Source organism: Hydrogenophaga sp., assembly GCF_031426985.1.
GTDB lineage: Bacteria > Pseudomonadota > Gammaproteobacteria > Burkholderiales > Burkholderiaceae_C > Hydrogenophaga.
On record NZ_JASJOY010000022.1, the window covers coordinates 1 to 13,113 of the forward strand.

General features: G+C 69.7%; 9 protein-coding genes. 5 read left to right on the forward strand and 4 right to left on the reverse strand.

The window, feature by feature from the left end; translation table 11 throughout:
- Window positions 1–1,601: molybdopterin oxidoreductase family protein (locus RMP09_RS02910; RefSeq protein ID WP_310564504.1), on the forward strand; the 1,601-nt coding region annotated here is incomplete at its 5' end.
- Here RMP09_RS02910 and RMP09_RS02915 read toward each other — a convergent pair.
- The 4 genes from RMP09_RS02915 to RMP09_RS02930 form a co-directional block, all read right to left on the reverse strand.
- Window positions 1,532–2,926 carry a HAMP domain-containing sensor histidine kinase gene (locus tag RMP09_RS02915; protein ID WP_310564505.1) on the reverse strand — a complete coding sequence of 465 codons (1,395 nt, stop codon included), beginning with the start codon at window positions 2,924–2,926 and terminating at the stop codon, window positions 1,532–1,534. The two genes, RMP09_RS02910 and RMP09_RS02915, sit on opposite strands and share 70 nt — an antisense overlap.
- The gene (locus RMP09_RS02920; protein ID WP_310564506.1) at window positions 2,923–3,585 is read right to left on the reverse strand and encodes a response regulator transcription factor; all 663 of its coding nucleotides are present in this window, start codon (window positions 3,583–3,585) and stop codon (window positions 2,923–2,925) included. Before RMP09_RS02920 ends, RMP09_RS02915 begins: the two co-directional genes overlap by 4 nt.
- Before the next feature lie 84 nt (window positions 3,586–3,669).
- Complete coding sequence (locus RMP09_RS02925; RefSeq protein WP_310564507.1) at window positions 3,670–3,951, reverse strand: hypothetical protein; 282 nt, start codon at window positions 3,949–3,951, stop codon at window positions 3,670–3,672.
- Window positions 3,952–4,093: 142 nt separating this feature from the next.
- Entirely contained in the window at window positions 4,094–5,944 is a 1,851-nt protein-coding gene (locus RMP09_RS02930) for a DEAD/DEAH box helicase (protein WP_310564508.1), read from the reverse strand.
- Window positions 5,945–6,224: 280 nt separating this feature from the next.
- On the opposite strand from RMP09_RS02930, the gene RMP09_RS02935 reads away from it, so the two are divergent.
- From RMP09_RS02935 to RMP09_RS02950, 4 genes are all read left to right on the forward strand, one after another.
- Window positions 6,225–8,465, forward strand: a complete 2,241-nt coding sequence (locus RMP09_RS02935; protein WP_310564509.1) for a DUF1631 family protein — start codon at window positions 6,225–6,227, stop codon at window positions 8,463–8,465.
- Between the two features lie 92 nt (window positions 8,466–8,557).
- Window positions 8,558–10,219, forward strand: a complete 1,662-nt coding sequence (gene ettA / locus RMP09_RS02940; RefSeq protein WP_310564510.1) for an energy-dependent translational throttle protein EttA — start codon at window positions 8,558–8,560, stop codon at window positions 10,217–10,219.
- Window positions 10,220–10,341: 122 nt separating this feature from the next.
- A complete protein-coding gene (locus RMP09_RS02945) occupies window positions 10,342–10,890 on the forward strand; it encodes a DUF1415 domain-containing protein (protein ID WP_310564511.1) in 549 nt (182 codons plus the stop codon).
- Window positions 10,891–10,997: 107 nt separating this feature from the next.
- Entirely contained in the window at window positions 10,998–13,091 is a 2,094-nt protein-coding gene (locus RMP09_RS02950; protein WP_310564512.1) for a DUF1631 family protein, read from the forward strand.
- Window positions 13,092–13,113 lie beyond the last annotated feature (22 nt).

Genomic DNA, 13,113 nt, shown 5'->3' on the forward strand with positions numbered 1-13,113 from the left:
CCGCGCGCGGCACGCAGATCGTGCTGGCCGACCCGCGCCGCACCGACCTGCACCGTCACGCCTGGCGCAGCCTGCAATTCAAGGCCGACACCGACGTGGCCCTGCTCAACGCGATGCTGCACGTGATCATCGAAGAGGGCCTGACCGACGCCGATTTCATTGCCCGACGCGTGGACAACTTCGACGCCATCCGCGAACAGGTGCAGCACACCACGCCCGAGGCCATGTCGCCGATCTGCGGCATCGACCCGCAGACCATCAGAGAGGTGGCGCGCGCCTACGCCACGAGCAAGGCGTCCATGATCCTCTGGGGCATGGGCGTGAGCCAGCACACCCACGGCACCGACAACGTGCGCTGCCTGATCGCGCTGGCCAGCCTCACCGGGCAGATCGGCCGCCCCGGCACCGGCCTGCACCCGCTGCGCGGGCAGAACAACGTGCAAGGAGCGAGCGACGCGGGGCTGATCCCCATGATGTACCCCAACTACCAGCGCGTGAACCACCCCGAGGTGCACGACTGGTTCGAGGCCTTCTGGGACATGGCGCTGGACCCGCAGCCCGGCCTGACCGTGGTGGAAATCCTGCACAAGGCGCATGCGCCGGCCGACGACCCGCAGAAGATCTGGGGCATGTACATCATGGGCGAGAACCCGGCCATGAGCGACCCCGACCTGAACCACGCCCGCGAAGGCCTGGCCGGCCTGCAGCACCTGGTGGTGCAGGACATCTTCATGACCGAAACCGCCTGGCTGGCCGACGTGGTGCTGCCCGCCAGCGCCTGGCCGGAAAAGACCGGCACTGTGACCAACACCGACCGCATGGTGCAGATGGGCCGCCGCGCGCTCGACCTGCCGGGCGATGCGAAGCCCGACCTCTGGATCATTCAGCAAATGGCACAACGCATGGGCCTGGCCTGGAACTACACCGGACCAGAGTCCGGTGTGGCGGCGGTCTACGAAGAGCTGCGACAGGCCATGCACGGCGTGATCGCCGGCATCAGCTGGGAGCGGCTGGAGCGCGAGGGCAGCGTGACCTACCCCTGCCTGAGCGCAGACGACCCGGGCCAGCCCATCGTCTTCAGCGACCATTTCGCCACGGCCGACGGGCGCGTGCAGCTGGTGCCCGCCGCCTTCAAACCCGCGGCGGAAACGCCCGATGCCGACTACCCCTGGGTGCTCATCACCGGCCGCCAGCTGGAGCACTGGCACACCGGCAGCATGACGCGCCGCAGCCAGGTGCTGGACGCGGTGGAGCCGGGCCCGACGGTGAGCCTGAACGGCGCCGAGCTGCAGCGCCTGGGCGTGCAGGCGGGCGATGTGGTGACGGTGCGCTCGCGCCGCGGCAACGTGGTGCTGCGCACGCGGCGCGACGACGGCACGCCGCCGGGCACGGTGTACATCCCCTTCGCCTACGCCGAGGCGGCCGCCAACCTGCTGACCAACCCGGCGCTGGACCCGTTCGGCAAGATCCCCGAGTTCAAGTACTGCGCGGTGCAGGTCAGCGCCGGGGGGGCGCTGCACGGCGGCGTGGGTTACGGCGGGGGTGAGAGTGGCAGCCGCACGCGCACGGTCAACCCGCCGCCGGGCGTGTCGTCCAGCTGAAGCGAGCCGCCGTGCAGGGCGGCCGTTGCGCGCGCGATGGCCAGGCCCAGACCGCTGCCGGTGATGTCGGTCGGGTTCAGCCGCACGAAACGCTCCACGGCGCGTGAGCGGTCCTGTGCGGGGATGCCGGGGCCGTTGTCCGCGATCTCCAGCAACACCCCGTCGGCCTCCCGCCGCAGGCTCACGTCGATCCGGGCGCCGGGCGGGGTGTAACGCAGGGCGTTGTCCAGCAGGTTGTCCAGCAGGGCGCGCAAGGCGACACGGTCGCCGACCAGGGGCGCGGCGTCGGCCTGCACCAGCCCCAGGTCGGTGTCGCGGGCATCGGCCGCGGCGGAAAACGCCACCACCGACTGGCGCACCAGGGCGTCCAGCCGGAGCGCTTCATGGGTGGACGCGCGCTGGTCGGGTTCCAGCCGGGCGAACTGCAGCAGCTGGGCCGTCAGGTGGATGGCGCGCTCGATGCCGGCGTCCAGATCGTCCAGGGCCGTCTGGCGCTCGGCCTCGTGCGCGCGGCGCGCCAGCTGGGCCTGCAGCTTGATGGCTGCCAGCGGCGTGTTCAGTTCGTGAGCGGCGTCGGCCAGGAACTGCCGCTGGCCGGCCAGCAGGTGGTCCAGGCGTGCGAGCAGCTGGTTCAGGGTGTGGGCCAGCGGGGCGACCTCGTCGGGCAGGTCGGAGAGGGCCACGGCGTGCAGCTCGGCCATCTCGCGCTGCCCGATGTCGCGCCGCAGCTGGTCCAGCGGTCGCAGGGCGCGCGAGACCGCTTCGTGGATCAGCACGCCCAGCAGCAGTACCAGCAGCCCCATCGGCAGCAGCAACCAGACCACCAGCGACGACACACCCTGGTTGCGGTCTTGGCGGGTCATGGCCACCTGCACGGTGCGCGTCTCGCGCGGCAGGGTGTACACGCGCCAGGTGTGCGTCCCCCAGACCACAAAATGGTAGCCCGGGGGCTGCAGTGGCGGGCCGTCGTCGAGCACCGACGCGTAGATCAGTTCACCCTTGGTGCTCCAGATCTGGCTGACGAACCGCCCCTCGTCGGGTTCGTCGTCCGCCGGCTCCATGACACTTTCTTCCGGCTCGGGCGGCGACAGCTCGTCGCCGGTGGTGTAGGTCGGTGGCGGGCTGGGCCGCGCGCGCCCCGCCGGGGCCGGCACGGGGGTCTCGTCGTGCCGCAAGACCGTGTGCGCAATCTGTTCGAGGCCGGTGTCCTGGACCTCGTGGAACCCCTGCAATGCCAGCCGGTAGGTCAGCACGCCGACCACCAGGGCCGTGACCAGCAGGGCCGAGATCTGCCACAGCAGCAGCCGCGAGCGGATCGAATTCACTGCACTTCCACCAGCTTGTAGCCCACGCCCCGGACGTTGCGGATCCAGGGCTCACCGAGCTTGCGGCGCAGGTGGTGCAGGTGCACCTCGATGGCGTTGCTGGACACCTCCTGGCCCCAGCCGTAGAGCTTGTTCTCCAGCTGCTCGATCGACAGCACCGCCCCGGGCTTGTGCATCAGCGCGTGCAGCAGGTCGAATTCACGCGGCGACAGGGCCAGGGGCTGACCGGCCAGCAGCGCCGCGCGTTCGATGGGGCGCAGTTCGAGGCGGCCGAGCTGCAGGCTGGGGTGGGCCTGGCCGGCCTGGCGCCGCGCCAGCGCGTGGATGCGCGCCACCAGCTCGTCCAGGTCAAAAGGTTTGGTGAGGTAGTCGTCGGCGCCCTGGTTCAGGCCCATGACGCGGTCGCTCACCGCGTCGCGCGCGGTGACCATGAGCACCGGGGTGTGCTGGCGCTGGCGGCGCATGCGTTGCAGGACCTGCAGGCCGTCGATGTCGGGCAGGCCGATGTCCAGCAGCACCACGTCGTAGCCGGCCGCTTCCAGCGCGCCCAGCGTGTGCTGTCCGGTGCGCACCCAGTCGACCGTGAACCCGGCCTGGGTGAGGGCCTTTTCCATGCCGGAGCCCAGCATGGCGTCGTCTTCGGCAAGCAGCAGTTTCATGGGCAGGGCAGAGAGCGGTGCGGTCTGCGATTGAAACAAAAAAGGCGGGAGTGATCCCGCCTTTTTGATCAGAAGAACCCTGGATCAGGACTTCTTTTCTTCGGCCTTGACTTCTTCCTTGACCTTCTCGGCCTTCTTGGCCTTCTTGGCGTGCTTCACAGCCTTCTTGGGGGCTTCGGCCTTGGCGGCCGGAGCGGCAGCGGTGGCGGCAACTGCGGCCGGAGCAGCAGCGGCGGCGGGCGTGGCAGCGGCCTTGGCGGGGGCAGCGGCCGGGGTCACGGCAGCGGTCGGGGTGCCGGCCGGGGTGGCGGCGCCAGCGGCGAACACGGTCAGGGAAGCGATCAGAGCGACGAGCAGCTTGTTCATTGGGGTTTCCTTTGGAATGTGTCCAGAGGCGGAGCCCCCGTGACCGGTCGCATTGTTCGCATCCAGACTTAGCGATCACTTAATGCCGGCATCCCAAAAAAAAGCGGACCGAAGTCCGCTGTTTTTTGGAGGCCTGCGCCGTTCAGCCGATGTGGCCGAAGCGGGTGCGCAGCGGATCGGGCTGGCCGCCGTTGCCGCCACCGGGCTTGCCGCCGCGGTTCTTGTTGTTGCCACCGCCGCCGCCACTGCGCTTGCCGGCGCGCATCGAGTCGATGCCCGTGCGCAGCGGGTCGGGCTGGCCGCCGGGCGCGGCCGCGCGGGGGCGCGGTTCGCGGATGCGCAGGCTGCCCAGGTGTGCGTTGGCGCCGGGTTGGCGTTCGGCGCGTTCGCCGTCTTCAAAGTCGCGTTCCGGGCGCGGACCACGGTCCTGGCGCGGCGGGCGGTCTTGGCGCTGGCCTTGGCCACCCTGGCCCTGGCCTTGGTTCGGACCCTGGGCTTGCTGGCCCTGGCCACCACCACCGCCACGGCGGCGGCGGTTGCGGTTGTTGGCGCCACCGCCTTCGCCGCGGTCGGCACGCGGGCCCTGGCCGTTGCCGCCACCGGCGTTGTCACGGCGCGGCGGGCGCTCCTGGCCTTCTTCGCCGCTGGCTTGCTGGCCGCCGCCCTGGGGGCGCTGACCACCACGGGCCTTGGGCTGGCTCTCGGTCGCCTTCTTCTCGCGGATGCGGGTCATCATTTCCTGGCGCGCGGCCTTGGCGGCGGCGGCCATCACGTCGCGGCTGGGCGGCTTGCCCGCGCCGCCCCAGATGGTCTGGCGGCCCATGGCGATGGGCTCGGCCTTCTCACCCGGCTCGGGCATGAATTCCTGGAAGATCTCGACCGGAATCTGCTGCTTGGTGAAGCGCTCGATGTCCATCATGAAGCCTTCTTCGTCCAGGCTCACGAGGTTGACGGCTTCACCGCTCTTGCCCGCGCGGCCGGTGCGGCCGATGCGGTGCACATAGTCTTCGCTGACGTTCGGGATCTCGTAGTTGACGACGTGCGGCAGCTCGTCGATGTCGATGCCGCGGGCCGCGATGTCGGTGGCCACCAGGGCGCGGATGTCGCCGCTCTTGAAGTCGGCCAGCGCCTGGGTGCGGGCACCCTGGCTCTTGTTGCCGTGCAGCGCCATGGCCTTGATGCCGTTCTTGGTCAGGAAGTCGGCCACGTTGTTGGCGCCGAACTTGGTGCGCGTGAACACCAGCACCTGGCTCCAGTTGTGCTGGTTGATGATGTGCACCAGCAGGGCCTTCTTCTTGCCGCGGCCCACGGGGTGGATGACCTGGGTGATGCGCTGCACCGTGGTGTTGCGCGGGGTCACCTGGATGCTCTGCGGGTCCTTGAGCAGGTTGTTGGCCAGGTCGCGGATCTCGTCGCTGAAGGTGGCCGAGAACAGCAGGCTCTGCTTGTCCTTGGGCACCAGGGCCAGCACCTTCTTGACGTCGTGGATGAAGCCCATGTCCAGCATGCGGTCGGCTTCGTCGAGCACCAGGATCTGCACCTGCGACAGGTCCAGGAAGCCCTGGCCCTGCAGGTCCAGCAGGCGGCCGGGCGTGGCCACCAGGATGTCGACGCCGCGCTTCATGGCGTTGATCTGCGGGTTCATGCCGACGCCGCCGAAAACGACGGTGGAGGTCAGCGAGAGGTGCTTGCCGTAGACACGCACCGACTCTTCGACCTGGGCCGCGAGTTCACGCGTGGGCGTGAGCACCAGGGCACGGATGGCGACGCCGCCGAAGCGGTTCTTGCCGCGCTCGCCCTGCGAGAGGCGGTGCAGCATGGGCAGGGTGAAGGCGGCGGTCTTGCCGGTGCCGGTCTGGGCACCGCCGAGCAGGTCGCGCCCGGCCAGCACGGCGGGGATCGCCTCGGCCTGGATGGGGGTGGGGGTTTCGTAACCGTGCTCGCGCACGGCTTGCACGATGGCCGGGGCCAGGTTCAGGTCTTCAAAGTTCATTGGCAGTTGGGGCGCCCGTCCAGGGCGCTGGGGGCATCGGCCACTCCCTCAGGCAAGGTGCCAAAGGGCCAGAACGGGCAGATGGATTCAAGGATGGGCGCCACTTGGTGTGCTGTGAACGCCCCAGCGTGATCGCTGGTGCCGGGCCGACTGGAGTGCCCGAACGGCCCGTATTGTCGCACGGCTTGCAGTCTGTCTGCTGGCGGCGGCCGCTCGCCGCCTGGCGGGGCCCGCTGGGCCAGGCCAATTTGATAATGAATGGCTGCCCCGATCGCCCCCCATGTCCGACGTCCTGCACTCGCCCCAGCTGATCCGTTCCGGTGTCGCGAACGACACGGGGCGGCTGCGCCCCACGCTGCAGCACACGCTGGAGGCGGCGCTGTCGATCTCCGACAGCATGATCGACGAGTTGCTGGCCGGCCTGGCCCCCGTTTGCGACCTGGACCGCCCGGGCCCGTTGCCGCTGGGCCTGGAGCTGGTGGACGTGGCGCGGGTCGAACGGCTGATCGCCAGCGCCGACGTCCTCAAGCGCGACTGGCACCAGCAACTGCGCCAGGTGCTCTACCACGGGCCCGGTGGGGGCGACGCGCCGGGGCAGGCCACGGTGCGTTTTGACGACCTGCGCCTGCTGGACGACCGGCAGATCAACGCCAGCATCGAATTCGCCACCGCCGAACAGGCCCTGCTCGCGCCCGCGGCCGAGCCGCTGCCGCGCCTGAACGCACTGGTGAGCAACCTCATGGGCTGGCTGACGGTGCAGCCCGACCTCAACCCGCTGCGGCCGCGCGCCTACGCGACGGCCCTGCGCGCGCTGATGCTGCGCCACGTGCCCGACGCGCAGCAGCGCAGCGCGCTGTTCGTGCCGATGGCCAGCCTCATGGGCGAGAGCCTGCGGCTGGTGTACCGCGAACTCATCCAGTGGCTGCTGGCGCACGGCGTTGAGCCGCTGCAGGCCAGCAACGTGCGCGAGGCGTCGGACCAGCCGCCCAGCCGGGCGGTGGGCCGCACGCTGCTGACGCTGGGCCGGCTGCGCCAGTTGCTGGCCGGGGACCTGAACGCGCCGGCCCCGGGCGGTCCGCTGTTCTTGCAAACGGTGCCGGCCTCCATGGCGGCGCTGGAAGACCTGGACATGATCGAGCCGCTGCTGCAGCGCCTGCGCCAGCGCCCGGCGCACGCCAGCGGCCAGTCCGACGGTTCCACCCCGGCCGAGCCACCCGAACTGCCGGTGGTCAGTGGCCAGCAGCTGGGGCGCCTGCTGGGCCAGGAGGTGGTGCGCCTGATGCTGGAGCACCTCACGCACGACGAACGCCTGCTGCCGGCCATCCGCCAGCAGATCGGCCTGCTGGAGCCGGCGCTGATCCGCCTGTCGCAGGCCGAGCCGCGTTTCTTCAGCGACCGCCTGCACCCGGCGCGCCAGTTGCTCGAAGCGCTGACCCAGCGCAGCCTGGGTTTTCAAAGCCATGCCGACGAGGGGTTTGCCGAGCTGCTGCATTCGCTGGACGTGGCGGTGCGTTCCATCAACCGGGTGCAGGTGTCGGACGAGACGTTTGCCCGCCTGCTGCGGCGCCTGCGCCAGCGCTGGGAACAGGACGACGCCCGCAAGCAGCAGCGCCGCGCCGACGCCGCGCGTGCCCTGATGCACGCCGAGCAGCGCCAGACCCTGGCCGAGCGGCTGGCGGCCGAGCACCGACGGCGCTGGCAGGGCAAGGAGGTGCCCGAGTTCGTGCAGCGCTTCCTGGTCGAGCCCTGGGCCCAGGCCCTGGCCGAGGCGCAGCTGACACCCGCGCCCGCCGGTGCGGCCGCCCAAGCGCTGGACGGTGTGGTCGACGAGCTGATCTGGAGCGTGCAGCCGGCGCTGATCCGCCGCGACGAGGACCGCCTGGGGCGCCTGGTGCCCCGCCTGGTGGCCCAGCTGCACCAGGGGCTCGATCGCATCGGTTACCCGGCCGAGTTGACCGGCACCTTCGTGGACGCGCTGCGGGCCTTGCACGAAAAGGCCTTTGACGTGCCCACGCTGACCCGGGTCCCGTTCGTTGACCTGACCGAGGTGGTGGTGCCCGAGGCCTCGCCGGCGGCGGACATGGGCACGGCACAGGATGATGGGAGCGACCCGCCGGCGGCCGTGACCGCGCCAGCGCATGCGCTCGAACCCCGGCCGGAAACCTTCTGGATCGCGGGACAGGCCGCGGAAGAGGCGGGCTTCGTGGACGCCGCGTCCGGCCCCATGCCGCTGGAGCCGCTGGTGCCCGCCGACCTGGGCCCCGGCGCCTGGGTGGACCTGCAGGTGCAGGGCGAGTGGGTGCGCGCCCAGCTGACCTGGACCAGCCCGCGCGGTGGGCTTTACATGTTCATCTCGTCCCGGGGCCTGGCGCATTCCATGACCCGGCGCACGCTGGACCGCCTGGCCGGGCGGGACGCGCTGCGCATCGTGTCCACCGGCGGGGTGGTCGAACACGCACTGGACGCCGTGGCCCAGCAGGCGCTGCGCAACACCCGCGAAACGCCGCCCGGCGATAATTGACGTTTTTGGCGCCGCCCCTCCCCGATCCGGGCGTCGGGCCGCCGGTCAGCCCCACGGGCTGCAGCGCCCCCTTTCACTCCCACAGACTTGCCATGGCCCAATACGTCTTCTCCATGAACCGTGTCACCAAGACCGTGCCGCCCAAGCGGCAGATCTTGAAGGACGTTTCCATCAGCTTCTTCCCCGGCGCCAAGATCGGCGTGCTGGGCCTCAACGGCTCGGGCAAGTCCACGCTGCTCAAGATCATGGCCGGCATCGACAAGGAGATCGAGGGCGAAGCGATTGCCATGCCGGGCATCCAGATCGGCTACCTGCCGCAGGAACCCCAGCTCAACCCCGACCAGAACGTGCGCCAGGCGGTGGAAGAGGGCATCGGCGGCGCGCTCAAGGCCAAGGCCCGCCTGGACGAGGTGTACGCCGCCTACGCCGAAGAAGACGCCGACTTCGATGCCCTGGCCGCCGAGCAGGCCGAGCTCGAAGCCATCATCGCCGCCAGCGGTTCGGAAAACTCCGACCTGCAGCTGGAACTGGCCGCCGACGCGCTGAACCTGCCGCCCTGGGACGCCACCATCAAGAACCTCTCGGGTGGTGAAAAGCGCCGCGTGGCGCTGTGCCGCCTGCTGCTCTCGCGCCCGGACATGCTGCTGCTCGACGAACCGACCAACCACTTGGACGCCGAATCGGTCGAGTGGCTGGAGCACTTCCTGCAGCGCTTCCCCGGCACCGTGGTCGCCATCACCCACGACCGCTACTTCCTGGACAACGCGGCCGAGTGGATTCTGGAACTCGACCGCGGCCACGGCATCCCGTGGAAGGGCAACTACTCCGACTGGCTGGACCAGAAGGAACGCCGCCTGGAAACCGAGCAGAAGTCCGAAGACGCCCGCACCAAGGCGATGAAGGAAGAACTCAAGTGGGTGCGCTCCAACGCCAAGGGCCGCCAGGCCAAGAGCAAGGCGCGTCTGGCACGCTTCGAGGAACTGAGCGACGTCGAATACCAGAAGCGCAACGAGACCAACGAAATCTTCATCCCGGTGGCCGAGCGCCTGGGCAACCAGGTGATCGAGTTCAACGGCGTGAGCAAGTCCTTCGGCGACCGCGTGCTGATCGACAACCTGAGCTTCTCGGTGCCCCCGGGCGCCATCGTCGGCATCATCGGCCCCAACGGTGCCGGCAAGTCGACCCTGTTCCGCATGATCCAGGGCGTCGAGACGCCGGACTCGGGCTCGGTGACCATTGGCCAGACCGCCAAGCTGGCGTTTGTGGACCAGAGCCGCGAGAGCCTGGACGGCAGCAAGACCGTGTGGCAAGACGTGTCCGGCGGGCTGGACAACATCACCGTGGGCAAGTTCGTCATGCCCTCGCGCGCGTACATCGGCCGCTTCAACTTCAAGGGCAACGACCAGCAGAAGCTGGTGGGCAACCTCTCCGGCGGTGAGCGCGGCCGCCTGCACCTGGCCAAGACCCTGGCCCAGGGCGGCAACGTGCTGATGCTCGACGAACCCTCGAACGACCTGGACGTCGAAACCCTGCGTGCGCTGGAAGAGGCGCTGCTGGAATTCGCCGGCTCGGCCATGGTGATCTCGCACGACCGCTGGTTCCTCGACCGCATCTGCACCCACATCCTGGCCTGCGAAGGCAACTCGCAGTGGTATTTCTTCGACGGCAACTTCTCCGAGTACGAGGCCGACAAGAAGAAGCGCCTGGGCGAAGAGGGCGCTCGTCCGAAGCGCGCGCGCTTCAAATCTATTTGATTGAACGCCCCCCGCGCCGCGCCTTGCGGCGCGTCACCCCCCACTGGGGGGCAATGCCTGCGGCCTGGCGAAGCCAGTTCCGCGGCATTCTCGACTGAAGACACCTCGATCCGGACACGCACATGGAACTCACTGACGACACCGTTTTGGCCGACACCCGCCGCTGGATCGAGAAAGCGGTGATCGGGTTGAATCTGTGCCCGTTCGCGCGTTCGGTGTACGTGAAGAACCAGGTGCGCATCGTGGTCAGCCGGGCGCGGCACCTGGATGCGTTCCTGGACGAGCTGGACCGCGAGCTGGACCTGCTGGTGAACACGCCGGCCGATCAAATCGACACCACGCTGCTGGTGCACCCCACGCTGTTCCCGGACTTCGAGGTCTTCAACGACTTCATGAACGTGGTCGACGACGTGGTGGCCGAGCACGAGCTCGAAGGCGTGATCCAGGTGGCCAACTTCCACCCCCAGTTCCTGTTCGAGGGTGAAGTGGCAGACGACCCCAGCCATTTCACCAACCGCGCACCATACCCCACGCTGCACCTGCTGCGTGAGGACAGCGTCGAGCGCGCCGTGGCCTCCGACGCGGGCGATGCCGAGCAGATCGTGGAGCGCAACATCGCCACGCTGCGCGGGCTGGGTGCCGAGGGCTGGGCGGCGCTGCTGAAGCCCTGAACTGCGGGCTTTTCTGCCCCTGATCGGGGCTTTGTCCCGGGTGGTCGCTGCCCATAATCGTCCGCAAGTCTCCTGTACTTGCCCGGTGAAACGCAGCCACACCCTCCATGAATGCCCGTGCCGAATCCCCTTTTGACGCCTGTCTGAAGGAGGCGCTCGTCCTCTCGGTCGAGTGGGTGCCGCGCTGGCTGGCGGCCCTGCACGACGCCTTGCAGCAGCGCGAGGCCGCCGCCGGCCACCTGCACGACAAACAGGCCTTTGCCCGGGCGCGCAGCGTGCTTGCTTCGCACCGCGCACTGCTGGGTGAACGCTTCCTGTCGTTTCTGGCCGATGCCCTGCACGGCGGCACGGGGCTCGCGCCCCACACACCCGCCACGGCGCGCCCCACCGGCGGCCGCAGCCTGGACAGCCTGAGCTTCGACGACCTGGAACTGATGGACGACCGGCAGGTGCAGGCCACCGTCGAACTGGCGCGGGTGCAGCAGGTGGTGAAGATGGCGGCCGACGAAGAACTGGTCGCCTTCTGTGCGCGCCTGAGCCGCGCCCAGGGCCACGACGTGGTGCGCCACCAGGCCAACCCGCTGCGGCCCGAAGCGGTGGTGGGGGCGCTCATGCGTGCGCTGGGCAGCCTGCACCTGGACGAAGCCGTGCGCGCGCGCTGGCTGCATGTGGGCGCCGTGTCGCTGGGCACCGAACTGCAGAAACTCTACCGCCGCCTGACCGACCAGCTCGACCGCTGGGGTGTGCAGCCGGCCGGTTATGTGGTGGTGCAAAACGTGCCGGGCCGGGCGGCCGTCCCCCTGCCCCCCCAACGCAGCGACAGCGTGCCCGCGGCAGCGCTGACCGGCACCGATGCCGTGCTCACGCTGGACCACCTGCACCAGCTGCTGGTGGGCAACCTGGAACAGAGCGGCCATGGCGTGTCCGATCAGGGCCCCTCGGGTTCGGGGAACGCCATGGTGCGCACGCTCGCGGCCGAGGTGGTCACGCTCATGCTGCGGCGCATCCACGAAGACATGCGCCTGCTCCCGGCGGTGCGCGAACGGGTGCAGGGCCTCAAACCCGCGCTGCTGCAGCTCGCCCGCACCGACCCGCGTTTTTTTGCCGATCGCCTCAACCCGGCGCGGCGCTTGCTGGACGTCATCACCGCCCGCGGCCTGGCCTTCACCAGCGAGCAGGATAGAGGCTTTGCCGACTACGCCCAGCAGCTGCAGGACACGGTGCAGGCGCTGCAGGCGCCCACCCAGAGCCTGCCCGAGCTCTTTCCGCAACTGCTGCTGCGCCTGACCCGCAACGACGTGGTGACGCTGGCGCCCGCGCGCAGCCTGGCCATGCAGACGCTGGTGAAGGTGGAGCAGCGCAACCTGCTGGCCGAACGCGTGGCGAGCGAAATGGCCTCGCGCAACGACTTTTCGCGCGCGCCGGGTGTGGTGCGGCGCTTCCTCAGCGGCCCCTGGGCGCAGGTGGTGGCGCAGGCGCGCATGCGCGCCGCGCAGCAAGAAGGCGCCTCGGCAGCCGACGCGCCCGCGCTGCGCTACATGGACCTGCTGCCCGACCTGTTGTGGTCCAGCCAGCTGGCGCTGGCCAGCTGCAACCGGCCGCGCCTGATCAAGGTCATTCCCGGCCTGCTGCGCACGCTGCGCGAAGGGCTGGACAGCATCGACTACCCGCGCCCGCAGACCGAGGCCTTCTTCCAGGCCCTGATGGGGCTGCACGAAGCGGCCTACAAGACGCAGCGCAACGAGGCCGGCAGCGACCCGGTGCCCAGCCGCCAGGGCGAGCTGTTGCCCGAGCCCTGGGTGCACCCGGGCGAGGTGCGCGACACCGGTTTCCTGGACGACCTGAGCATCGACACCCAGCCGGCCTTTCTGGACACCGAGCGCATGGACAGCGCCTGGCAGCGTTTGCACGCAGCCGACGAGCACCCGGAGGGACCGCTGCCCGTGGGCACCTGGGTGGACCTGCGCGAGGACGATCAGGCGCTGCGCTGCCAGCTGACCTGGGCCAGCCCGCACGGCACCCTGTTCCTGTTCAACGCCGCCAACGGTCGCAGCATCTCGCTGACCCTCAAAGGGCTGGAACGCCTGCAGGCGCTGGGCCGCCTGCGCGTGGTGGCCGACCACGGCGTGGTCGATGACGCGCTGGACGCGGTGGCGCGCGAGGCCCTGCGCAACTCCCGGCAGATCGCCTGCCCGGACTGATCGGGCGGCCGCGGTCGGCGGC

Bases quoted from the DNA above. Each gene is read 5' to 3' on its own strand.
- RMP09_RS02920 (WP_310564506.1), bottom strand. From the start codon at position 3,585: ATGAAACTGCTGCTTGCCGAAGACGACGCCATGCTGGGCTCCGGCATG.
- RMP09_RS02925 (WP_310564507.1), bottom strand. From the start codon at position 3,951: ATGAACAAGCTGCTCGTCGCTCTGATCGCTTCCCTGACCGTGTTCGCC.
- RMP09_RS02930 (WP_310564508.1), bottom strand. From the start codon at position 5,944: ATGAACTTTGAAGACCTGAACCTGGCCCCGGCCATCGTGCAAGCCGTG.
- RMP09_RS02935 (WP_310564509.1), top strand. From the start codon at position 6,225: ATGTCCGACGTCCTGCACTCGCCCCAGCTGATCCGTTCCGGTGTCGCG.
- ettA (WP_310564510.1), top strand. From the start codon at position 8,558: ATGGCCCAATACGTCTTCTCCATGAACCGTGTCACCAAGACCGTGCCG.
- RMP09_RS02945 (WP_310564511.1), top strand. From the start codon at position 10,342: ATGGAACTCACTGACGACACCGTTTTGGCCGACACCCGCCGCTGGATC.
- RMP09_RS02950 (WP_310564512.1), top strand. From the start codon at position 10,998: ATGAATGCCCGTGCCGAATCCCCTTTTGACGCCTGTCTGAAGGAGGCG.